The sequence below is a fragment of the Streptomyces sp. NPDC059861 genome, from assembly GCF_042731435.1.
Classification (GTDB): domain Bacteria; phylum Actinomycetota; class Actinomycetes; order Streptomycetales; family Streptomycetaceae; genus Streptomyces.
The window spans coordinates 63,005-83,810 of sequence record NZ_JBHWJQ010000017.1; the positions used below are offsets into that span (position 1 = coordinate 63,005).

Annotated in this window: 22 protein-coding genes and 1 pseudogene; 15 read left to right on the forward strand and 8 right to left on the reverse strand. The window is 73.8% G+C overall.

Annotated elements, in window-relative coordinates; all coding sequences use genetic code 11:
• Positions 1 to 1,278 (forward strand): hypothetical protein (locus ACFV6X_RS17290; RefSeq protein ID WP_385383975.1); only part of this gene is annotated, 1,278 nt, incomplete at its 5' end.
• A gap of 37 nt (positions 1,279 to 1,315) precedes the next feature.
• Here the strand turns inward: ACFV6X_RS17290 and ACFV6X_RS17295 are convergent.
• Positions 1,316 to 1,771: a flavodoxin family protein gene (locus ACFV6X_RS17295; RefSeq protein WP_385383978.1), complete on the reverse strand. Its 456-nt coding sequence runs from the start codon at positions 1,769 to 1,771 to the stop codon at positions 1,316 to 1,318.
• A 175-nt stretch (positions 1,772 to 1,946) separates the two neighbouring features.
• Here ACFV6X_RS17295 and ACFV6X_RS17300 point away from each other — a divergent pair, with 175 nt between their 5' ends.
• Complete coding sequence (locus ACFV6X_RS17300) at positions 1,947 to 2,597, forward strand: class I SAM-dependent methyltransferase (protein ID WP_385383981.1); 651 nt, start codon at positions 1,947 to 1,949, stop codon at positions 2,595 to 2,597.
• A gap of 84 nt (positions 2,598 to 2,681) precedes the next feature.
• Positions 2,682 to 3,572, forward strand: a complete 891-nt coding sequence (locus ACFV6X_RS17305; RefSeq protein ID WP_385383984.1) for an arginase family protein — start codon at positions 2,682 to 2,684, stop codon at positions 3,570 to 3,572.
• 24 nt (positions 3,573 to 3,596) lie between these two features.
• Here ACFV6X_RS17305 and ACFV6X_RS17310 read toward each other — a convergent pair whose 3' ends face one another.
• Positions 3,597 to 4,304 carry a type 1 glutamine amidotransferase domain-containing protein gene (locus tag ACFV6X_RS17310; protein WP_385383987.1) on the reverse strand — a complete coding sequence of 236 codons (708 nt, stop codon included), beginning with the start codon at positions 4,302 to 4,304 and terminating at the stop codon, positions 3,597 to 3,599.
• Between the two features lie 150 nt (positions 4,305 to 4,454).
• Here ACFV6X_RS17310 and ACFV6X_RS17315 point away from each other — a divergent pair, with 150 nt between their 5' ends.
• Both ACFV6X_RS17315 and ACFV6X_RS17320 read left to right on the forward strand, forming a co-directional pair.
• On the forward strand, positions 4,455 to 5,018 hold the full coding sequence (locus tag ACFV6X_RS17315; RefSeq protein ID WP_385383989.1) for a TetR/AcrR family transcriptional regulator: 564 nt from the start codon (positions 4,455 to 4,457) through the stop codon (positions 5,016 to 5,018).
• 141 nt (positions 5,019 to 5,159) lie between these two features.
• Entirely contained in the window at positions 5,160 to 6,200 is a 1,041-nt protein-coding gene (locus tag ACFV6X_RS17320; protein WP_385383992.1) for a medium chain dehydrogenase/reductase family protein, read from the forward strand.
• Positions 6,201 to 6,203: 3 nt separating this feature from the next.
• On the opposite strand, the gene ACFV6X_RS17325 is transcribed toward ACFV6X_RS17320, so the two are convergent.
• Positions 6,204 to 7,130, reverse strand: a complete 927-nt coding sequence (locus ACFV6X_RS17325) for a LysR family transcriptional regulator (protein ID WP_385383994.1) — start codon at positions 7,128 to 7,130, stop codon at positions 6,204 to 6,206.
• A gap of 180 nt (positions 7,131 to 7,310) precedes the next feature.
• Between ACFV6X_RS17325 and ACFV6X_RS17330 the strand changes: the two genes are divergently transcribed.
• From ACFV6X_RS17330 to ACFV6X_RS17350, 5 genes are all read left to right on the forward strand, one after another.
• Positions 7,311 to 8,675 (forward strand): FAD-dependent oxidoreductase, encoded by a 1,365-nt coding sequence (locus ACFV6X_RS17330; RefSeq protein ID WP_385383996.1) that lies wholly within the window; start codon positions 7,311 to 7,313, stop codon positions 8,673 to 8,675.
• Between the two features lie 126 nt (positions 8,676 to 8,801).
• Positions 8,802 to 9,821, forward strand: coding sequence for an NAD-dependent epimerase/dehydratase family protein (locus ACFV6X_RS17335; protein WP_385383999.1), 1,020 nt, complete (start codon positions 8,802 to 8,804; stop codon positions 9,819 to 9,821).
• Positions 9,822 to 9,875: 54 nt separating this feature from the next.
• Positions 9,876 to 10,586 (forward strand): glycosyltransferase family 2 protein, encoded by a 711-nt coding sequence (locus ACFV6X_RS17340; protein WP_385384002.1) that lies wholly within the window; start codon positions 9,876 to 9,878, stop codon positions 10,584 to 10,586.
• Positions 10,583 to 11,200 carry a DUF2064 domain-containing protein gene (locus tag ACFV6X_RS17345; protein ID WP_385384005.1) on the forward strand — a complete coding sequence of 206 codons (618 nt, stop codon included), beginning with the start codon at positions 10,583 to 10,585 and terminating at the stop codon, positions 11,198 to 11,200. Before ACFV6X_RS17340 ends, ACFV6X_RS17345 begins: the two co-directional genes overlap by 4 nt.
• Positions 11,197 to 11,967 carry a class I SAM-dependent methyltransferase gene (locus tag ACFV6X_RS17350; protein ID WP_385384007.1) on the forward strand — a complete coding sequence of 257 codons (771 nt, stop codon included), beginning with the start codon at positions 11,197 to 11,199 and terminating at the stop codon, positions 11,965 to 11,967. The genes ACFV6X_RS17345 and ACFV6X_RS17350 overlap by 4 nt, the downstream gene beginning before the upstream one ends.
• 328 nt (positions 11,968 to 12,295) lie before the next feature.
• On the opposite strand, the gene ACFV6X_RS17355 is transcribed toward ACFV6X_RS17350, so the two are convergent.
• Positions 12,296 to 13,531: a molybdopterin-dependent oxidoreductase gene (locus ACFV6X_RS17355; protein ID WP_385384010.1), complete on the reverse strand. Its 1,236-nt coding sequence runs from the start codon at positions 13,529 to 13,531 to the stop codon at positions 12,296 to 12,298.
• A 54-nt stretch (positions 13,532 to 13,585) separates the two neighbouring features.
• Here ACFV6X_RS17355 and ACFV6X_RS17360 point away from each other — a divergent pair, with 54 nt between their 5' ends.
• Positions 13,586 to 15,067, forward strand: coding sequence for a hypothetical protein (locus ACFV6X_RS17360; RefSeq protein ID WP_385384012.1), 1,482 nt, complete (start codon positions 13,586 to 13,588; stop codon positions 15,065 to 15,067).
• A 43-nt stretch (positions 15,068 to 15,110) separates the two neighbouring features.
• Here ACFV6X_RS17360 and ACFV6X_RS17365 read toward each other — a convergent pair whose 3' ends face one another.
• Positions 15,111 to 15,905, reverse strand: a complete 795-nt coding sequence (locus ACFV6X_RS17365) for an SDR family NAD(P)-dependent oxidoreductase (protein ID WP_385384015.1) — start codon at positions 15,903 to 15,905, stop codon at positions 15,111 to 15,113.
• 183 nt (positions 15,906 to 16,088) lie between these two features.
• Here ACFV6X_RS17365 and ACFV6X_RS17370 point away from each other — a divergent pair, with 183 nt between their 5' ends.
• From ACFV6X_RS17370 to tgmB, 4 genes are all read left to right on the forward strand, one after another.
• Positions 16,089 to 17,270 (forward strand): hypothetical protein, encoded by a 1,182-nt coding sequence (locus ACFV6X_RS17370; RefSeq protein WP_385384018.1) that lies wholly within the window; start codon positions 16,089 to 16,091, stop codon positions 17,268 to 17,270.
• A 321-nt stretch (positions 17,271 to 17,591) separates the two neighbouring features.
• Positions 17,592 to 17,906, forward strand: coding sequence for a DUF1232 domain-containing protein (locus ACFV6X_RS17375; RefSeq protein WP_385384021.1), 315 nt, complete (start codon positions 17,592 to 17,594; stop codon positions 17,904 to 17,906).
• Positions 17,907 to 18,223: 317 nt separating this feature from the next.
• Positions 18,224 to 18,415 (forward strand): putative ATP-grasp-modified RiPP, encoded by a 192-nt coding sequence (gene tgmA / locus ACFV6X_RS17380; RefSeq protein WP_365455123.1) that lies wholly within the window; start codon positions 18,224 to 18,226, stop codon positions 18,413 to 18,415.
• Positions 18,416 to 18,431: 16 nt separating this feature from the next.
• On the forward strand, positions 18,432 to 19,415 hold the full coding sequence (gene tgmB / locus ACFV6X_RS17385) for an ATP-grasp ribosomal peptide maturase (RefSeq protein ID WP_385384025.1): 984 nt from the start codon (positions 18,432 to 18,434) through the stop codon (positions 19,413 to 19,415).
• A 21-nt stretch (positions 19,416 to 19,436) separates the two neighbouring features.
• Here tgmB and ACFV6X_RS17390 read toward each other — a convergent pair whose 3' ends face one another.
• The 3 genes and pseudogenes from ACFV6X_RS17390 to ACFV6X_RS17400 form a co-directional block, all read right to left on the reverse strand.
• Complete coding sequence (locus tag ACFV6X_RS17390; RefSeq protein WP_385384027.1) at positions 19,437 to 19,679, reverse strand: DUF5133 domain-containing protein; 243 nt, start codon at positions 19,677 to 19,679, stop codon at positions 19,437 to 19,439.
• 159 nt (positions 19,680 to 19,838) lie between these two features.
• Positions 19,839 to 20,085, reverse strand: a pseudogene (locus ACFV6X_RS17395) (ATP-binding cassette domain-containing protein); the annotation flags it as partial.
• Between the two features lie 73 nt (positions 20,086 to 20,158).
• Positions 20,159 to 20,698: a hypothetical protein gene (locus tag ACFV6X_RS17400; RefSeq protein WP_385384030.1), complete on the reverse strand. Its 540-nt coding sequence runs from the start codon at positions 20,696 to 20,698 to the stop codon at positions 20,159 to 20,161.
• Positions 20,699 to 20,806: the final 108 nt, after the last annotated feature.

Consider the following 20,806-nt stretch of genomic DNA (forward strand, 5'->3'; position numbering starts at 1 on the left):
GCACCGCTCCACAGCGCCCCCGTCATGGAGCCGCCGGCCTACAGCCCACCGGCCGCCGAGGCGCCGGTCCACAGCGCCCCGCACGGCGAGTCGCCCGGCCGTCCCGCCCCGGCCGCCGAGACGGCGTACGTCGTCGGCACGGCCCTCGGCCACGACGCGACCGCGCTCCTCGAAGCCGCCGGCCCACTGGACGAGACGGCTCTCCAGCCCCCGACGGCAGCCGACGCCGGGCCACCGGATCGCGCGCAGGCCCCACCTCCGCTGAACCCGGTCGGTGACCTCGTCCACGCCGCCGTCAGCGATCGGCCGCTGGAGGAGATCGTGCGGCTGGTCACGCTGATGGAGCAGTCCCCCGAGTACGCCCAGACCGTCACCGCGGTGCTGCGGGCGGTCGCGCTGGACCGGCCCGTCGACGACGTGGCCCGCCTCATCGCCCAGTTGACCCACCCGCCGCGCCACGCGGACAGCGCGGACGAGACCATCCGGGTGGCGGTCGCGAGGCGGTCCGTCGACGACGTGTCACGCCTGATGGCCCTGTTGCACCAGACCTCGCTGCCGCCGCACTGCGGACAGGAGGCGGTCCGCGCGGCCGCCATCGGGCGGCCCGTAGAGGAACTGGTCGAGCTGATCGGGCGACTGGGCCAGGAGCGGCAGCGCGAGGCGCTGGCCGCGGCGGCCGCCCTGCGCCCGCTCTCCGAGATGGCCGCCGCGGAGCGGCCGCCCGCGGACCCGCCCGCCGTCCCCGCGCCGGCGTTCGTGGACACGCCCGCCGCGCCGGACCCGCAGGAGGTGGCGCGGCCACGCACCGGGCGGCATCCGCGGATGCGGCGTACGCGTCGCACGGCGGAGCCCAGGCGGCAGGTGTTCTGGCCGAGTTGGATCGCCGCCGCGGCCCTCGTCGTGTGCGCCGCGGCGTACTTCCCGCTGCGCCGGGACGACGCGCCGCTCGGCGTCTACGCGCTCGCGCTCGGGATGTCCGGGGTGTGCCTCGTCATCGCCGTCCTGCTGGCGGTGCGGACCAGTGTCCCGGCACTGCTGGCGGGGATGCTGATGCCGGCGGGGCTGGCGGGGGCCGGGCTGCTGGAGGGCCGGGTCCATTCGGCGGACCTGTCACGTGCCCTGGACCTCACGGTGGCCCCGCCCTGGAGCGCCGGTCTCACGGCGGTGAGCGCGTCGCTGGCCTCGCTCGCGGCCCTGCTCCTACTGCTGATGGTCCAGCTGGCCGAGCGGTATCCGGCACCTCGTCCGACGGCCGGGGCCGGCCGGACGGCGGAATGACGGCGACGCCGGCCGGGGCTGTCGCGGGCAGCCCCGGCTACGGCGTCATGAGCCCGGCGGCGACCGTCGCCCCCAGTTCCCAGCAGCGCTCGATGTCGGCCCGGTCCGGCTCGCCGGTCACGGTGACCGCCTCGGCGGCGCGCCGCCAGCCGAGGCCGGTGGTGACCGACTCGATGCCGCGCACCGCGCCCGTGACGTCGCTGCCGCCGTGCACGTAGAAGCCGAAGGGCCGGCCGCGCGTCTCGTCCAGGCACGGGTAGTAGACCTGGTCGAAGAAGTGCTTGAGGGCACCGGACATGTAGCCGAGGTTCGCCGGGGTGCCCAGCAGATAACCGTCGGCGGCCAGTACGTCGGACACGGTGGCGGACAGCGCCGCCCGGCGCTCCACCCGGACGTTCTCGATCTCCGGCGTCGTCGCTCCGGAGATCACCGCTTCCAGCAGGGCCTGGCAGTTGGGCGAGGGCGTGTGATGCACGATCAGCAAGGTGGTCACGCCCGCACCCTGCCGTGATCCCCTGCCCGGCCGCAAACCGCCGCCACCCGGCTCCCGGCGCCCGCTCCGGCGCCACGCCCGGCCGGTACGGGCGCGCTGCACGCCGTGACCCCGTTGTGACCCCGGCCCGTGAGTGGAACGATGCCCGGCACCAGCCGTGACGAAGGGAAGCATCGTGACCGACGGGGATCACCGGCCCCGCGCCGCCACTGTGTTCGACGCGATCGGCGCGGCGTACGAGAAGGCGTTCGCGGGCTCCGAGGCGCACCGGGCCTCGCTGGAGTGGCTGCTCGGGCAGCTGGCGCCCGGCAGCCGGGTGCTGGACGTCGGCAGCGGGACCGGACGGCCCACGGCACGGACGCTGGCCGACGCGGGCCACGACGTCCTCGGCGTCGACGTCTCGCCCGTGATGGTGGACCTGGCGGCCCGGCAGGTGCCGGGCGCCGCCTTCCGGTGCGCCGACATCCGCGAGATGCCCCTGCCGGACGGCTCGTTCGACGCGGTGTGCGTGTACTTCTCCCTGCTCCAGCTGTCCCGCGCGGAGCAGTCCGCCCTGGTCGGGCGGCTGGTGCGGGCGGTGCGGCCCGGCGGACCCGTGGTGCTCGCCACCGTGCCGCTGGACGTGGAGGACGTCGAGGCCGTCTTCATGGGGCAACCCGTACAGGTCACGAGCTTCGGCAGCGAGGAGTTCGCCGCGCTGGCGGGCGGCGCGGGACTGACGGTGCTCCGGCAGGAGCACACGGTCTTCACTCCCGCGCATCCGGAGGCGATCCCCGAGCCGCACCTGTTCCTGTACTGCCGACGCGACGGGGACCCGGACGCCTGACAGGGCGCCGATCTCGTTTCCGCGCGACGATGAGCCACAAGGACGAGGGGACGTGGCACCGCCCATCGGCGAAGGGACTGTGACGTGCGGGAACTGGCGATCATCGAGGCGCCGTCCGTACTGGGGCTGCGGCCGTGCGGCGTGGAGGAGCTCCCGGCGGCCCTGTTCGCCGCCGGGCTGCTGGACGTCCCGGGCGCGGTGCGGGCCGGCCGGGTCGAGCCGCCGCCGTACGACGAGCGGCGGGACCCCGAGACCGGCGTGCTCAACAGCACCGGCATCGCGCAGTACTCCATGCGGCTCGCCGACGCGCTCGGCGCCGTGCTCGACTCGGGACGCTTTCCCGTCGTGCTCGGCGGCGACTGCAGCATCCTGCTCGGCAACCTGCTCGCCCTGAAGCGGCGCGGCCGCCACGGCCTGCTGTTCCTCGACGGGCACACCGACTTCTACCAGCCGGCGGCGGAACCGGCGGGCGAGGCCGCCTCGATGGACCTCGCCCTTGTCACGGGCCGCGGGCCGCGTGTCCTCACCGACCTCGGGGGCCGCGGGCCCCTGGTGCGCGACGAGGACGTGGTCGTCCTCGGCTACCGCGACGCCCTGGAGTCCGCCGAGTTCGGCATGCAGCCGCTGCCGCCCGAGCTGTACGCCCTGGACCTCGACGGGATGCGTGCCCTCGGCGCCGCCGCGGCCGCGCGCCAGGCGGTGGAACGGCTGTCCCGCGCGCCCGGCGGCTACTGGGTGCACCTCGACGTCGACGTCCTCGACGACGCGATCATGCCGGCCGTCGACTACCGCCAGCCCGGCGGGCTGACGTGGCTGGAGCTGGAGGACGTGCTGAGCACGGCCCTGGCCGACGAACGGGCCGTCGGCCTGGATGTCACGATCTTCAATCCGCGGCTGGACCCCGACGGGAGCATCGCGGTCGACCTGAGCGAGTGCCTTCGCCACGGGCTGTCGGCCCGCGCGAAGGCAGGCTGACGGCCCGCGGCGGCGAGGCCCGGTTCAGCTCTCGCCGAGAAGCCTGAGGACGGCCTCGGCGGTCGCCGTGCTGGACTGCGGGTTCTGGCCGGTGACGAGGTTGCCGTCCACCACGACCGTGTTGCTCCACGCGGGGCCGGTCTCGACCACGGCGCCCCGCTCGCGCAGCCTGCTCTCCAGGAAGTAGGGCACGTTGTCACCCAGGCCGCCCTGGCGCTCCTCGTCGTCGCTGAACGCGGTCAGCGCGCGCCCGGCGAAGGTGAGGACGCCGTCCTGACGCTCCGCGCTGAGCAGCCCTGCGACACCGTGGCACAGCGCCGCCACCGTCCGGCCCGCCGCGTCCGCCTCGTTGAGCAGCCGGCCGAGGTCGGTGTCGCTCGTGAGGTCGGCCATGGGGGCGTGGCCGCCGGGGAGGTGGACGGCGTCGTAGTCGTCGAGCCGTACGTCGGACAGGGCGAGGGGTGCGGCCAGCTGGTCGGCGATGCCGTCGAGGTAGGTGCGGAACCGCTGGGCGTCGGCCTTCGGCACGCCGCCGCGCTCGTCGAGGCTGAGGGCGTCGACGGTGGGGCGTACGCCGCGCGGCGTGGCGAGCGAGACCTGGACGCCGGCCGCGGTCAGCACCTGGTGGGAGGCGGCTACCTCCTCGGCCCAGTAGCCGGTGGGGTGGGTGGAGCCGTCGGCCAGCCGCATGCTGTCCGCGCCCGAGATGACCATCAGAATCTTCTTCGACATGCCTCGAGCGTCCATCAGGGAGTCTCGAAGTGCACCCCTCCAGCCATAAGAAGAGTTATCGCTTGGGGCTTGCGCGCCGGAACGGCGTGAGCTGTTGGGCCCTCCGAGGCCCTCTTGACGGATTCGGAGTGTGAGTGGTTAAGTACTCACATGAAGACGGAACAGCGCCGACTCTCCACCGCCGAGGAACGCAGGGAGACCGTGCTGCGCACCGCCATCGGGGCGTTCGCGGCGCGCGGCTACTTCGGCACCACCACCACGGAGGTGGCCAAGGCGGCCGGGATCTCGCAGGCGTACGTCTACCGGCTCTTCCCGAACAAGGAGGCGCTGTTCACGGCCGTCGTGGAGTACTGCTTCGTCCAGGTGCGCGCCGCGTTCGAGCGTGGGGCCGCCGAGGCGACCGGCAGCACGCCGGAGGCGGTCCTGGAGTCGATGGGCGATGCCTACGCCCGCCTGATCAGCGACAACGACCTGCTGCTGGTGCAGCTGCACGCCCAGGCGGCGGCCATCGCGGAGCCGGCCGTCAGGGACGCGGTCAGAGCGGGGTACGCCCGGACGGTCGAGTACGTCCGCGGCGCCTGCGGCGGGAGCGCGCAGCAGATCCAGCAGTTCTTCGCGACCGGCATGCTCTGCCACCTGATCGTCGCGATCGACGCGACCGCCGTCGACGCGCCCTGGACACGCACGCTGTCCGCGGGCATCACGCACTACTGACCGACCGAAACCGACTCGGGCGGCCGTCCGGTTCCTCCTGGACCGACAGCCGCCCTCCCTTGGGCCTGACTAGTGAGTGTTTAACCACACACCATGACCCGGTAATGCGTCACCCACCACCGCCACGAAGGAGACACCGTCATGAAGGCCACCGAAGTCGTCCTCCCCGCCGTCGGAGAGCCCGAGAGCCTGGAACTGAGGGTCCGGGACCTGCCGAAGCCCGGTCCCGGTCAGGCCCTGGTGCGGGTCGAGGCCAGCGGCGTGACCTTCGCCGAGCAGCAGATGCGGCGCGGCAAGTACTACGACATGCCGAAGTTCCCGTTCGTGCCCGGCTACGACCTCGTCGGCGTCGTCGAGGAGCTCGGCTCCCCGGAGTCCGGCCCGGTGACCGTGGGGCAGCGTGTCGCCGCCCTGACCAAGACCGGCGGCTGGGCGGACCACGTCCTCCTGGACGCGGCGGACCTGGTGCCGGTCCCCCAGGGGATCACCGCGGCGGAGGCCGAGACGCTGGTCACCAACGGCGCGACGGCCTGGCGCATGCTGTTCCGCACGGCCAAGGTCCGCGGCGGCGACACCGTCCTCGTGCACGGCGCCAACGGCGGCGTCGGCAGTCTGCTGGTCCAGCTGGCCCGCAGCAGCGGCATCCACGTCATCGGCACCGCCTCGGCCCGGAACCAGGAAGCGGTCGCCACGATGGGCGCCACCCCGGTCGACTACCGCGGGGACGTGCCCGCCCGGGTCCGCGAGCTGGCGCCGGGCGGCGTCGCGGCCGTCTTCGACCACGTGGGCGGCAGGAGCGTCGACGACTCCTGGCGGCTGCTCGCCCCCGGCGGCACCCTCGTCTCGTACGGCAGCGCCTCGACCCGCGACCGGACGGGCAGCGGCACGGTCGCGGTCCTGAAGCTGGTCGCGAAGCTCGCGACGTGGAACGCCCTGCCCAACGGCCGGCACGCCTACTTCTTCAACCTGTGGGCCGGGAAGGCGCGGCGGCCGGAACGGTACCGGGCGCAGCTGCGCGAGGACCTCACGAGGATCTTCGGCCTGCTCGGGGCCGGCGCGATCGAGACCAGGATCGACCGGATCTACCCGCTCCGGGAAGCCGCCGCCGCGCTGCGGCACGCCGAGTCCGGCACCGTCGTGGGCAAGGTCGTGATCGCCCCCGGCGCGGGGCACGGGGACTGAGGCTCAGAGCGTGTTCCACCGGCGGGCGGCGTGCTGGAGGCGGTCGCGGAGCACGGTCACGGCGGGGCCCGCGGGGGCACCCCGCCGTACCGCCAGGTACAGCGTGTTGAGCGGCGCGACCTCGGGATGGTGCAGTTGCACGACCTCCCCCGAGGCCAGGGCCGGCGCGGCGATGTAGCGGGGCAGGACGGAGATCCCGGTGCCCGCGGCCACCGCCGCCAGGACGGATCTCAGGTCGGGGACGACCATCGCCACCGGGTTCGCCGGGCGGCGCCCGAACTCGCTGCGCCAGTAGCGGCGCACGACGGGCAGTTCCTCGGCGTACGCGACCAGCGGCAGATGGGCGAGCGCCGCCGCGGGTTCGGCCCGCAGCCGCTCGGCGTCGACGGTGTGGGCCAGCGCGGGCGGGGCGACCAGGACGAACTCCTCGTCCACCAGTGGCGCCGCGAGCAGGCCCGGCCGGGACGGCCGTACCGCCGAGACGACGAGGTCGAGCCGGCCGTCCGCCAGCTGGGACAGCAGGTCGTCGGCGAGTCCGTGGGTCACCCGGACGGTCACGCCACGGCCTGTCAGCTCGGCCAGCACCGGCAGCACCCGCAGGGTCATCACCTCGGCCGGTCCCCCGACGTGCACCGTGCCGTGCAGAGGCGGCTCCGCGCCGGCCGGGCGCAGGGCCTCCCGCAGGCCGTCCACATGGACGCCGACGCGGGACGCGAGCGCGGCTGCCCGCTGGGTGGGTGTGACGCCCTTGTGGCTGCGGACGAACAGCGGCTCGCCGATCCGCTCCTCCAGCCGCGCGAGTTGCCCGGTGACGGCCGGCTGGGTCACCCCGAGCCGCTGGGCGGCGGCGGACAGCGAGCCCGACCGGTAGATCTCCAGGAACGTCGAGAGCAGATCGAGGGGCGGCAAGCCGCCGCGGGGTTCGTTCACGGCCACAGGCAGAAGGAAAGCACCGCGGCGGGTGGCGTGCTCGCAGCCCCCTCAGGCGGCTTATGGATCCCATAAGGTGGCCTTATGAGCTCATAGAGCGGACCCGCGTACCAAGTTAGGCTTGCCTTAGCTTAGGCTTCCCGTCGAGTCGCATCATCATCGCTCGAAGGGAACCTGATCATGACGCGCCCGCTGCGGGTAGCCATCGTCGGAGCCGGCCCGGCCGGGATCTACGCCGCCGACGCCCTGCTCAAGTCCGACGTGGCCGCCGAACCCGGCGTGTCCATCGACCTCTTCGAGCGGATGCCGGCGCCGTTCGGCCTCATCCGCTACGGCGTCGCTCCGGACCACCCCCGCATCAAGGGCATCATCACGGCCCTCCACCAGGTCCTCGACAAGCCGCAGATACGGCTCTTCGGCAACGTCGACTACCCGACCGACATCAGCCTGGACGACCTGCGCTCGTTCTACGACGCCGTGATCTTCTCCACCGGCGCGACGGCCGACCGCGCGATGTCGGTCCCGGGCATCGAGCTGGACGGCTCGTACGGCGCCGCCGACTTCGTGTCCTGGTACGACGGCCACCCGGACGTGCCGCGCACCTGGCCGCTGGAGGCCGAGAAGGTCGCCGTCCTCGGTGTCGGCAACGTGGCCCTCGACGTGGCGCGCATCCTCGCCAAGACCGCGCAGGAGCTGCTGCCGACGGAGATCCCGCCCAACGTGCACGACGGTCTGAAGGCCAACCGGGCCAAGGAGATCCACGTCTTCGGCCGCCGCGGCCCGGCACAGGCGAAGTTCAGCCCGATGGAGCTGCGCGAGCTGGACCACTCCCCCACCATCGAGGTCATCGTCGACCCCGAGGACATCGACTACGACGAGGGCTCCATCGAGACCCGGCGTGGCAACAAGCAGGCCGACATGGTCGCCAAGACGCTGGAGAAGTGGGCGATCCGCGACGTCGGCGACCGGCCGCACAAGCTGTTCCTGCACTTCTTCGAGTCGCCGAGCGAGATCCTGGGCGAGGACGGCAAGGTCGTCGGCCTGCGCACCGAGCGCACCGAGCTGGACGGCACCGGCAACGTCAAGGGCACCGGCACCTTCACCGACTGGGACGTCACGGCGGTCTACCGGGCCGTCGGCTACCTCTCCGACAAGCTGCCCAAGCTGCCGTGGGACATCGACTCGGGCACGGTCCCCGACGAGGGCGGCCGCGTCATCGAGGAGGGCGGCACGCACCTCCAGTCGGTGTACGTCACCGGCTGGATCCGGCGCGGCCCGGTCGGCCTCATCGGTCACACCAAGGGCGACGCCAACGAGACGGTGTCCAACCTGCTGGACGACTTCGCCCACAGCCGGCTGCACGCCCCGTCCGCGCCGGCCCCCGAGGCCGTCGACGCCTTCCTGGCCGAGCGCAACGTCCGGTTCACCACGTGGGACGGCTGGTACCGGCTGGACGCCGCCGAGAAGGCGCTGGGCGAGCCGCAGGGCCGCGAGCGCGTGAAGCTCGTCGAGCGCGAGGACATGCTCAGGGAGAGCGGCGCGTAAGCGCTCCGCGAACCCGGCGGTGAGGGGCCCGGCGACTGTCCGCCGGGCCCCTCGGCGTCTTACGGACCTGTGACATGACGGGCGCGGTGCGGCTCCGCGCCCGGTGCGCCGACCTAGCGTGTGGCCATGCGCGTACTGATCACCGGCGGTGCCGGATTCATCGGGTCCCATGTGGTCGAGGCACTGTCGGCGGCCGGGCACGAACCCGTCGTGTACGACCTGCGCGAGGACGCCCGCTCGGACGTACGGGACCTCGATGCCGTACGCCGCGCCCTGTCCGGCGTGGACGCCGTCTCGCACCAGGCGGCGATGGTGGGGCTGGGCACGGGGTTCGCCGACGCGCCCGAGTACGTCTCCCGCAACGACCTCGGCACGGCCGTGCTGCTCACCGCCATGGCCGAGGCGGGCGTGCGACGCCTGGTGCTGGCGGGGTCGATGGTGGTGTACGGGGAGGGGCGTTACCGCTGCGCCCGGCACGGCGTGGTGCGGCCCGGTCCACGGGCGGTCGCCGACCTGGCGGCGGGGCGCTTCGAGCCCCCGTGCCCCGACTGCGGCGCCGCGCTGGAGCCCGGCCTGGTCGGTGAGGACGCGCCGGCCGACCCGCGCAACGTGTACGCGACGACCAAGCTCGCCCAGGAGCACCTGGCGGCGGCGTGGGCGCGGGCCACGGGCGGCTCGGCGGTGTCGTTGCGCTACCACAACGTGTACGGGCCCCGGATGCCCCGCGACACGCCGTATGCGGGGGTGGCCTCCTTCTTCCGTTCCGCGCTCGCCCGGGGCGAGGCCCCGCGCGTGTTCGAGGACGGGCGGCAGCGACGGGACTTCGTGCACGTACGGGACGTGGCGGCGGCCAACGTGGCCGCGCTGGAGGCGAGTTCGGCGCCCGGCGCGCTCACGGCGTACAACACCGGCAGCGGTGAGCCGCACACGGTCGGGGAGATGGCGCGGGCGCTGGCCGACGCGTACGGCGGGCCGGAGCCCGTGGTGACCGGGGAGTACCGGCTGGGGGACGTCCGCCACATCACCGCCGACTCCAGGCGGCTCCGCTCCGAGCTGGGCTGGCGGCCCGAGGTCGGATTCCTGGACGGGATGGGGGAGTTCGCGCGGGACGGGCTGAGCGCCCAGCAGGGCCCGGCACTCCCCTGACGTCCGTGTTCCGTAAGCAGCGCAAGCCCGAAATGCCCGCTTTCCATTCGTAGGGTGAAAGCCGTGACAACCCCTCCCCCACCCCCGCCCGTCGATGTCGTCCTCCCCTGTCTGAACGAGGCCGAGGCCCTCCCCTGGGTACTGGAACGCATCCCCGCCGGATGGCGCGCCCTCGTCGTGGACAACGGTTCCACCGACGGCTCGGCGGACGTCGCCCGCGCGCTCGGCGCCACCGTCGTCCACGAGCCGCGCCGCGGCTTCGGCGCCGCGTGCCACGCGGGGCTCACCGCCGCGACCGCCGGCATCGTGTGCTTCTGCGACTGCGACGCCTCGCTCGACCCGTCCCTCCTCGTCCCGTTCGTGCGTGAGGTGCAGGCCGGCGAATCCGACTTGGTCCTGGGCCGGCGCAGGCCGCGTGGCCGCAACGCCTGGCCCGCGCACGCGCGGGTGGGCAATCTCGCCCTGACGGTGCTGCTGCGCCGGCGCACCGGGCTGCGGCTGCACGACCTGGGTCCGCTGCGGGCCGCCCGGCGTGAGGCGCTGCTCGCCCTCGGACTGACCGACCGGCGCAGCGGCTATCCGCTCCAGATGGTGGTGCGCGCCGCCGACGCCGGCTGGCGCGTGGCCGAGCACGACGTGCCGTATCTGCCCCGCACCGGCGCGTCCAAGGTCACCGGCACCTGGCGTGGCACCTGGCAGGCCGTACGGGACATGCGCCGCGTGCTGGCCGAGCCGCCCTCGGCGCTGGAAGGGAGCCACCGATGACCACCCTGCTCGTCATCGCCAAGGAGCCCCGCCCCGGGCGCGTCAAGACGCGGCTCACACCGCCGTTCACACCCGCCGAGGCGGCCGGGCTGGCCGAGGCCGCCCTGGTGGACACGCTGCGCACGGTGGCCGCGGCACCGGCCCACCGCCGGGTCCTGGTGCTGGACGGCAGTCCGGGACCCTGGCTGCCGACGGGCTTCGACGTGGTGCCGCAGTGTGCGGGCGGGTTGGACGAGCGGCTGGCGGCGGCCTTCGCCGGGTGCGACGGACCGGCGCTGCTGATCGGGATGGACACGCCGCAGGTGACGCCGGAGCTGCTGACCGTGGACTTCGCCGGGTGCGACGCGTACTTCGGCCCGGCCGAGGACGGGGGCTTCTGGGCGCTGGGGCTCGCCGAGCCCGCGCCGGAGCTGCTGCGCGGCGTCCCGATGTCGACGCCGCGGACCGGCGCCGTCCAGCGCGAGCGGCTCTCCGGTGCGGGGCTGCGGGTGCGGGAGCTGCCCCGGCTGCGGGACGTCGACACGGCCGCCGACGTCGAGGCGGTGGCGGGGCTGGCGCCGCACGGCCGGTTCGCCGCCGAACTGGCCCGGCTACGGGCGGCCACCGGCCGATGAGCGTCCCCTACGAGACGACGCGGCCCGGGCGGCTGATCCCCTGGACCGCCGACGATCCCTACGCCCGCGCCCTGCGCACCGGCCGTGGCCCGCTCTTCCTGCGCCGCAGCGACGGCTGGCTGCTCCCGCTGGACGTCGAGCGGTGGTGCGCCCGCCCGGACGAGGCCGACCTCACCGTGCTGGCCCGCTGCGAGGGCGCCGTGCTCGACGTCGGCTGCGGTCCCGGCCGGCTGGTCGCCGAGCTCGCCGCCCGGGGCCGCCGGGCGCTCGGTGTCGACGTCAGCGAGGCCGCCGTCGCGCACACCGCGCGGCTCGGCGGCCGGGCCCTGCACCGCTCGGTCTTCCAGCCGCTGCCCGGTGAACGCCGGTGGGGCACCGCCCTGCTGATCGACGGCAACCTCGGCATCGGCGGCGACCCGCGGGCGCTGCTCGGCCGACTGGCCCGGCTGCTCGCGCCCGGCGGTCTGGTGATCGCCGAGACGGTTCCCGTCGATATCGACGAACGCGTCCAGGTCCATGTCACCGACGGGCAGGGCACGGCGGGCGCCCCGTTCCCGTGGGCCCGCCTCGGCACCCCGGCGCTGCTGCGGCACGCGCGCGTGCTGGGCCTCGCCGCGGACGGTCAGTGGTCGGCGGGCGGCCGCTGCTTCGTGTCCCTGCGCACCCGCAGCGCCAGCAGCAGCGCCGAGCCGCCGAACAGGACGGCGGTGATCAGCAGCCAGCGGGCCAGGAACCCGTCCGCCGACAGCCCGGCGGCCAGCCGGTAGCGCGCGTCCATCTGGCCACTGATCAGCGGGAACCACACGAGCAGCAGCAGCCCGGACAGGACCGCGGGGACCCGGACGTACGACACCCACTCCCGCCGCCGTGCCGCGCCCAGCGCGCCCGTGAGCCCCCGGTCCGCCGCCGTGTACAGCGGCAGCAGCACCAGGTCGTGCACGAGGGCCGCGCCCACGAACCAGAGCACGACCCCGAACCAGTCACCGGCGAGCAGCCGTACCCCCGCGTACCCGGCGAGCGCGAACGAGCAGGCGAGGAGCAGGATCTGCAAGGGGCTGCCGACAAGGAGGCGGGGCCGGGTGAGGGTGGGGCGCATCAGAGGTCTCCGAACGTCATCCGTGCCACCCACTTGGTGTTCAGCACACCCGGCGCGGCGGGCACGATGATCCGGGCGGGGTAGCCGTGGTCGAGGGTCAGGGGCTCACCGTTGACGTCGAGGGCGAGCAGGGAGCGCGGGTCGGCCACCTGGTTGGCGCGCAGCGCGGCCCGGCGGAAGGCGCCGCGCTGTTGCAGCGACTCCACCAGGACGTCGGCCGGGTCGTCGTACCCGGCCAGGGCGGCGAGGTCCCGCAGCCGTACGCCGCGCCACCACTGGTCGGACGTGGACCAGCCCTCCACGCAGGCGATGGGCAGCGCGGCACTGTGCAGCGGCAGGCGCAGCAGTTCCTCCCGGCTGAGCCGGACGACGCCGGCCCGGCCCGTGACGACCAGCCGCCAGGTGTCGCCGGCCGTCTCCCGGGTGTCGATCGCGGCGTACGCGGCCGTCTTGTTGATCTGGAAGCCGCCGGGTCCGCTGCCCGGCTCCGGTCCCCCGCGCGGCACGAGGAGGGCCGTCTGGCGCAGCGGGCCGTCGAAGCTGCGGCCCGCGGACGTGGCGAACAGCAGCAGCGAGGCCCCTCCGACCAGCCCGAACGCGCCCCGCCGGGACACCGTTGGCTCGGCGGGCGACGGCGCGACCAGGTCGTTGTCCTCGGCCCTCGCGGCGCGCAGCCCGCGCAGATTGCGCAGGGCCGTCGGCAGCTTCAGGGCGGCGTGCGCGACGAACGCGGCGAAGAAGACCCAGGCGCCGTAGAAGTGCAGCGTGTAGAACGAGCCGGGAAAGATGTAGTCCAGCTGGACGTTGAGCACCCCGGTCGTGAACTGGAACAGGGCGCCCCCGACCAGCAGGAGCAGCGAGAGCCGCTCGAGCGCGTGCGCCAGCGACCGGGCCGGGGGGAGGGTGAAGAGCCTCGGCACGACCGACCACAGCTTGGCCAGCAGGACGGGGACGAGGGCGATCCCGAGGGTGACGTGGACGCCCTGGTTGAGCCGGTACAGCCAGTGCGGGTTCGTCGGCCAGGAGAACAGGTAGAAGCCGAGGATCCCTTTGTCCGGGGTCATGTCGTTCACCGGCGACAGGTTCGGGTTGTAGGCGGCGTACGACAGCAGTCCGGTCACGAACAGCACGGTGATGCCGACGAGCAGGACGATCCCGAGCACGGCGGTGAAGTGGGGGCCGCGCAGGGGGCTGCGCCAGAAACCGGGCGAGGAGGGGAGCCGTGGATCGTGCATGTCCTGACGTTAGGCCGCGGCCCGTGCCGAAAGGCGGTCGCGACCCATGACGAAATGCTGACGTCGGGGCGCCGGACACCCTCGCGGAGCCGGTGGCGGCCTAGCGTCCTGCGTGTGATCCGCTCCCCTCATCTCCGTGACCTGGCCGCCGCTCTGGCCGCCTTGCTGCTGTTCGTGGCGGCGGTGCTGGTCGGCCGCCACATCGAGGACACCGACGGCACGCTGTTCGTCAACTGGCCCCCGCTGCTCGCCTCCTGGGGCCCGCACGTGGGACCCGGCACCCCGGCCGCCGTGGTGGTGGCGGTCGCGGTGGTGGTGTACGGGCCCGCGCTCGCCGCCCGGCTGCCGTGGCGCGCGCTGCTCGCGGTGACCTGCGGCACCGCGATGGCGTGGACGTGGTCGCTGGCCCTGGTCGACGGCTGGCACCGGGGCGTCGCCGCACGGCTGACCACGCGGTACGAGTACCTCCAGGTCATCGACCGCTTCCACGACATCCCGGCGGCCCTGCGGCACTTCACCGAGTACATCGTGATCCAGGGCCCCGACCACTGGCCCGCGCACGTCGCCGGTCATCCGCCGGCGGCCACCCTCACCTTCGTCCTGCTCGACCGGATCGGGCTGGGCGGCGGCGCCTGGGCGGGCGTCTGGTGCATCACGGTGGGTGCCACCGCGGTGGTGGCCGTGCTGATGACGGTGCGGGCCCTGGCCGCGGAGGGGCTCGCGCGGCGTGCGGCGCCGTTTCTCGCGCTGGCGCCGGGCGCGGTGTGGATGGGGACGTCGGCCGACGGGTACTTCACGGCGGTCGCCGCGTGGGCGGTCGCCCTCTTCGCGTCGGCGCTGACGGGACGGCGGCCGCGCGCCACCGCGTTCGGGGCGGGACTGCTGTTCGGGCTGACCTGCTATCTGTCGTACGGGCTGACGTTGATCGGGGTCGTCGGGCTGGCGGTGCTGGTCCTCGGGCGGAACCGGCGGGCGGTGTGGTTGCCGCTGGCGGCCGGGGTGATCGTGGTGCCGCTGGTCCTCACCCTCGCCGGGTTCGACTACTGGGAGGCGTACCACCTGCTCGTGGAGCGCTACAACCAGGGCGCCGGGGGTGTCCGGCCGTACTGGTACTGGGTGTGGGCGAATCCCGCCTGCACCGTACTGGTGGTGGGGCCGGCGACGGTGGCGGGGCTGATGCGCGCGGGCGGGGCGGTGGCGCGGAGGCGCGGAGGCGGAGGCGGAGGCGGAGGCGGAGGCGGAGGCGGAGGCGGAGGCGGAGGCGGAGGCGGAGGCGGAGGCGGAGGCGGAGGCGGAGGCGGAGGCGCGCTGCGTCGGCCGGAGTCGCGTCTCGCCGTGCTTCTGCTCGCCGCGCTCGTCGCTCTGATCGCCGCCGATCTGTCCGGGATGAGCAAGGCGGAGACGGAGCGGATCTGGCTGCCGTTCACCATCTGGCTGCTCGCCGCCGGTGCCTTCCTGCCCCGCCCCCGCGGCTGGCTCGCGGCGCAGGCCACGGTCGCGTTGCTCGTCAACCACCTGCTGTGGACGGGCTGGTGAGCGACGGACCGCCCCGGAGGCCCTGGGGCGAGGCCGAGAAGCCCTAGGGCAGGATCGAGTCCACATATCCCCCGTCGACCCGGACCGCCCCGCCCGTCGTGGCGGACGCCAGGGGTGAGCTCAGATAGACGACCAGGTTGGCGATCTCCTCGGGCTCGATCAGGCGCTGGAGCAGTGACTGCGGGCGGTGGTTCCGCATGAAGGCCCGCTGGGCCTCGTCCCAGGGCAGCTCGCGGTCGACCAGCTGGTAGACGAAGTCCTCGACGCCCTCGGTGTGGGTGGGGCCGGCGATGACGGAGTTGACGGTGACGCCGCTGCCTGCCGCCTCCTTCGCGAACCCTCGGCTCACGGCGAGCAGCGCGGTCTTCGACATCCCGTAGTGGATCATCTCGGTCGGGATGACGACGGCCGAGTCGCTCGCGATGTTCAGCACCCGGCCCCAGCCCTGGTCGGTCATCCTGGGCAGGTACGAGCGGATCAGCCGGACCGCCGACAGGACGTTGATGTCGAAGTAGCGGCGCCACTCGTCGTCGGTGATCTCCAGGGCGGGGGTGGGGGCGAAGATGCCCAGGTTGTTGACCAGGATGTCGACGTCGGGCAGGGCGTCCACGGCCCGGGCGGCGCCCTCCTCGGTGCCCAGGTCGGCGGCGACGGCCACGAAGTCGCCGTCCGGTGCCTCGGCCCGCAGTTTCCCGACACTCCTTTCGAGGCGTTCCGCGTCACGTCCGTTGACGCCCACGCGGGCGCCGGCGCGGGCCAGGCCCGTCGCGATCGCCGCTCCGATGCCCTGGGAGGAGCCTGTCACCAGTGCGGTCCGCCCGCCGAGGTCCACGTTCACAGGGGTCACTCCTTCTCGGGTTCGCCGCCGTAGAGTCGGCCGATGCCCTCCTGCCCACCATCGCCGACCTTGCACGTGACCGCAGGTGGACCACCGGCTCGCCGGGTGACCCCCCGGGTGACCGGGACGGTCCGCGGCGACGATACTGGCACCCGCACCCCGCCCCCGTTCTCAGATGGACTCATGCCGACCTCCACCTCCGACCGCCCGACGACTCCCCCCACGGTGTGGCTGGCCCGCGGCCGCCATGCCGGGCCCGCCGCGGAGGACGTGCTCCGGCGGCATGTGCAGCAGCTCAAGGAGAGCGGGGTGATCCGCGACTGGCTGGAGCTGCCCGAGACCGAGGGCGCGCCCGAGCGGGTCTTCGAGGCGCGCTGGGAGGCGGGTGAGGAGGTGACCGTCCGGGCCAGACTGTCGTTGGCGCTCGACCCTGCGGAGGGACGCCCGTGGGTGCTGGCGGCGGAGGCCGAGGCGCCGTGGGATCCGCGCTGGCCGTCGCCGGTGACGATGTTCTGGCCGGACGATCCCGACGTGGCCTGGGACCACGAGGGGGAGACCGGCGCCGGGCTGCGGCTGCGGGACATCAACCCGCTGCCGCCGGACGACAAGGAGCTGCGGCGCGTCCTCAGGGCCGCCGCGCGCGGCGGATGGGCCGTGCACTTCGTCGTGCACGAGGCCATGACCCCCGACGGGCGCGGGCGTCGGCCGCTCGCCCGGCTGCTGCCGCCGGGGCTGCGGCACCGCGTGGTGGAGCACCGGGCGGCACCGCACCAGCTGCGTTCCGTGAACTGGGCGCTGCGGGAGTTCGGGGTCCAGGTGCCACGCGGCGGCGCCGTGGTGCTGCCCGGCGCGCCGGTCCCGCAGGGGTACGACGGTGACGACTTCGCCGTACGGAGTGTCTTCCTGGACGGCTCGGAGCCGGCCGAGCTGCTCGCGGCGGTGAGCCGGTTCGCCGCCTCGCCGCGACCGCTGCCGGACGGGGCCGAGGAGGCGCTGACCGCGTTGCGGGAGGACTGGCACCTGCTGACCCTGGAGGAGGAGCTGGCGCGCGAGCGGGCGCTGGTGAGGATGTACGCCGAGGCGCTTGAGGCCATGACCCGGTCCCGGGACCTGTACCGGGAGGCCGCCGAGCGCGCCCACGAGGCCCTCGCCGTCCACCGCGAGTCGGCCGCCGCCCAGCCGGAGCCACCGGTCCGCGAGCCGCAGCAGGAGGCGCCCGCCGCGTCCCCGCTCCAGCAGCTGACCCGCACCCTGGAACGCTTCAAGGGCGGCGGGAAGGCCCGGCGCCCGGCGGCCGGGGCACGGGGCGAGACCGGCCCCGGTGGCGGGGGCGCGGAGAACGGCGCCGACGGCCCGCGCGCCTGAACCGCGGGAACCAGCCCGCGCGCCTGAACCGCGGGAACCACCGGCGCCCCGCTGCCCGCACAGCCGTAGGGCGCCGCCGTGCCCCCTCCCGCAGGGCGCGTACGACGGCGGCCGTCGCCACCTGGACGACGTGCCGCATCTCGGGCGACCCCGCCCCGGCCACCCCGTTTCTCGCGTGCCCGGACGCCGACCCTGGCACAGCCGTACCCGGCAGGGGTGTGCCGAGCGGCACAAACGACCCCAACGGAGGCAATACAGAAGCCGTATCAGGGAATCCAAGAAGGGCACGCGCGTAGCGGTGCACCGGACCTAGGAGGGCCCGTGGATTCCACGACAGCAGTGCTCGCCGTCGTCGCCGTGGCCGCGGCGCTTCTGCTCGCCGCGGCCGTGGGGCTGCTGGTACGGCTGATCCGGGCCCGGCGCGGACTGCGGCGGGCCGGACTGCCGACGGGGCCACGCTGGGTGTTCTGGGGCGCCGTCCTGTATTTCGTACTGCCGACCGATCTGCTGCCCGATCCGGTGTATCTGGACGACATCGGCGTACTCCTGCTCGCTCTGCGCACCTTGCGCGCCCCCCTGGCGGGGCGGGCGCACCACACGCCTGCCGAGGCCGCCCGGCCCGGCGATCCCGCCTGACGTTTCCGGACGGATCACCGCACTCCGCACCACCGCCCCCCGGGCGCCGACCCGGCCACGCGCCCCCGCGACCGCCGCGATGCGCCCCACCGCCGCTCCGTGTGCGCGGCCCTCGACCCCACGACCAGTCAACCGACCGACTCCGTCGGCCGTCTCAGGTTCAGAGCGACCAACTCGCCCGCGATCACGGAGCGTAAGGAAACCAACCACCCGTTCGATTCGTATAAGTCCATGGAAGCCCCGGACATCGAGCGGAAGACGCCACCACACACGCCAGGCCGACGGCCTGACCGGGGCAGCACCCAGAGGGAGAGACGATGCAACCGTTCGCGCTCAACTACGCACGCCCGGCGGCGGAGTTGGACGTCGCCACGCCGTACGCGTACGACTCCGGCCTGCAGTTGAACGTACTGTTCGACGGGCGGATCGCCGCCACGGACCTCGCGCTGCTCAGAGAACTGGCGACGACGACCTCCACCGCCGGCTCGAAGACGCACTTCGACGACTGACCCCGGGCCGTCGACGATGACCGTACTGATCCTGACCAACGACGAGGACGTCACGGCGGACATGGTGGTGGTCCACCTGAACACGTCCGGGGTTCCGGTGGTCCGCCTCGATCCCGCCGATCTGATCAGTGGTGCCGCCCTGTCGGGCGAGTATGTGCACGGCACGTTCCGCGGACACCTGTGGTCCGCGGGCCGGCTGGTGAGCATGGACGGACTGCGGTCCGTGTGGGTGCGCCGGCCGGGGACTCCGGCCACGCGGGTGGCCGAGCCGTCCGCGTGGCTGACGGAGGAGTCCTCGCAAGCCCTGTACGGCATGCTGCGCAGCTCCGGCACGCGCTGGATGAACCACCCGGACGCGGCCCGCCGGGCCCGCCACAAGCCCTGGCAGCTGCGGCTCGCCCAACGCTGCGGGCTGCCGGTGCCGGCGACTTTGATCACGACGTTCCCGCAGGCCGCGCGGGACTTCGCCGAGCGCTTCCCCGATCTGGTCGTCAAACCCGTCTCGGGCGCGCATCCGCAGGAGCCACCGAGAGCGGTGCCGACCAGCCGGGTGGCGCCGGACGCAGACTTCGCCGCGGTCGCGTTCGGCCCGACGCTGCTGCAACGGCGGATCGCCAAGCGGGGCGACATCCGGCTCACCGTGGTCGGTGACCGGCTGCTGGCCGCCCGCCGGCCGACCGCGCCCGACGCCGATCCGGACGAGGTGGACGTCCGCTTCGCCACGGACCGGACGCCATGGGAGCGCGCCGAGGTGCCGCCGCGGGTCGCAGAGGGGGTGCTCGCGTATCTGCGGGACGCGGAACTGGCCTATGGTGCCTTCGACTTCGCCGAGGACGGGGACGGGACGTGGTGGTTCCTGGAGTGCAACCAGTCCGGGCAGTTCGGCTTCATCGAGGCCGACACGGGCCTGCCGATCGCCCGGTCCATCGCCGAGTGGCTGGCGAGACCCGCCGCCGGCGAGCGGCGGCGGGTCAACGGCACCATCACGACGGTGCTGTGAGGGCGCTGCGCCGCCTGCGCGTCAGACGGCCAGCGACAATCCGCTCTCCCCGTCCGGGTCGGTGGGGCGCCCGCTCGTGAGCAGGGCGTCCGCCTTGGCGATCGCCTCATGGATGCTCGTCGTGCCCATCATCACGCACAGCGTGTAGCTGACGTCCTCCAACTCCCGTGCGGCCGTCGACGTCTCACTCTCCGCCTGGGCGATGCGCAGCGATGCGTACCTGGTCAGCAACTTCCTGACGACCTTCGGGTCCGGAACAAGCACGGGGCGCCCCTCTCTCGACTTTTGCGCACCGTATGCCCGGAGGGGGCCGGACCATTCGCCTCTCCCGGCCCCGGACACCCATTTGACGCAATACCGTTGCCTACCGGGACAGCCCCACCTGTCCGCGGTTCACCTCTCAGGCCACCTGGCCGCTGTGCAGCGCCGCGTACGCGCCGTGTGCGCCACCACGAACGTGGTGCGGCCCCGCAGCAGAGGGGCGAGCGCCTGCTGGACCAGGGCCTCGGAGCGGGTGTCCGGCGCCGAGGCCGCCTCGTCCAGGACGAGCACCCCGTGGCCGGATGAAGCCGATGACGAGGTTGAGCACCGTGGACTTGCCCGCGCCCGACGCGCCGACCAGTGCGACCGTCTCGCCGGGACCGACCGAGAGGGTGAAGTCGCGGACCGCCGCCGGCCGCCTGCCAGGGGTACACCAGGGGCGGGTCGATGACGGGGACGACCGGAGCGTGAGACCCGGGGAGCTACTCGCCGAGGGTGCGGGCCAGTTCGGCGGAGGCGCCGGCGACCTCCGCGTCCTCCTCGGCCAACAGCTGTCCGAGGACACCCCGGCGGGCGTGGACGGCACGACGGGCGGCGCGCTCCCAGACCACGTGGTTCTCCCGGTGGTTGAGCAGCTTGGGGTAGGCCGTCGCGGTGTGCTCCCACTGCCGGGCGTCGGCGATGTTCTTGAGCAGCTGGATGATCCGGGGCCGGCAGGTCACCTCGGGCAACTGGACGAGCTCCCACAGGAACGGCACGGTCGCGGCCGTGGCCTGCTCCACCACGAAGCCGTACTGGCAGATACGATCCCGCAGTTCGTCGAGCGCGCGGCCCGCGGAGCCCGGGCCGCCCCAGGCGATGGTGTTGAGCAGCAGCGGGATCGCGGCCGCGGAGCCCGTGGAGTCACGGATGTCCCGCCAGGGCACCTCGCCCAGGGCCCGGAGCGGCGTCGCTCCGCCGCTCGGCCGCGTCTCGCGGTCGGTGCGCTCGTGGCTCTGTTGTCCCGTCGAAGCGGTGCGCATGGCGTGGGGCCTTTCCGCAGCGGTCATGTCGGACGGGGAGACAGGCCTGCCGACCTGCTCTTTTCCCTGAGGCAGCGTCATGTTTCGGCGCCTTCCGGGGGGTTGACG

Coding starts and splice junctions, on each gene's coding strand:
- ACFV6X_RS17310 (WP_385383987.1), bottom strand. CDS start 4,304: ATGTCGAAGAAGATTCTGATGGTCATCTCGGGCGCGGACAGCATGCGG.
- ACFV6X_RS17315 (WP_385383989.1), top strand. CDS start 4,455: ATGAAGACGGAACAGCGCCGACTCTCCACCGCCGAGGAACGCAGGGAG.
- ACFV6X_RS17320 (WP_385383992.1), top strand. CDS start 5,160: ATGAAGGCCACCGAAGTCGTCCTCCCCGCCGTCGGAGAGCCCGAGAGC.
- ACFV6X_RS17330 (WP_385383996.1), top strand. CDS start 7,311: ATGACGCGCCCGCTGCGGGTAGCCATCGTCGGAGCCGGCCCGGCCGGG.
- ACFV6X_RS17335 (WP_385383999.1), top strand. CDS start 8,802: ATGCGCGTACTGATCACCGGCGGTGCCGGATTCATCGGGTCCCATGTG.
- ACFV6X_RS17345 (WP_385384005.1), top strand. CDS start 10,583: ATGACCACCCTGCTCGTCATCGCCAAGGAGCCCCGCCCCGGGCGCGTC.
- ACFV6X_RS17350 (WP_385384007.1), top strand. CDS start 11,197: ATGAGCGTCCCCTACGAGACGACGCGGCCCGGGCGGCTGATCCCCTGG.
- ACFV6X_RS17355 (WP_385384010.1), bottom strand. CDS start 13,531: ATGCACGATCCACGGCTCCCCTCCTCGCCCGGTTTCTGGCGCAGCCCC.
- ACFV6X_RS17360 (WP_385384012.1), top strand. CDS start 13,586: ATGCTGACGTCGGGGCGCCGGACACCCTCGCGGAGCCGGTGGCGGCCT.
- ACFV6X_RS17370 (WP_385384018.1), top strand. CDS start 16,089: ATGCCGACCTCCACCTCCGACCGCCCGACGACTCCCCCCACGGTGTGG.
- tgmA (WP_365455123.1), top strand. CDS start 18,224: ATGCAACCGTTCGCGCTCAACTACGCACGCCCGGCGGCGGAGTTGGAC.
- tgmB (WP_385384025.1), top strand. CDS start 18,432: ATGACCGTACTGATCCTGACCAACGACGAGGACGTCACGGCGGACATG.
- ACFV6X_RS17400 (WP_385384030.1), bottom strand. CDS start 20,698: ATGCGCACCGCTTCGACGGGACAACAGAGCCACGAGCGCACCGACCGC.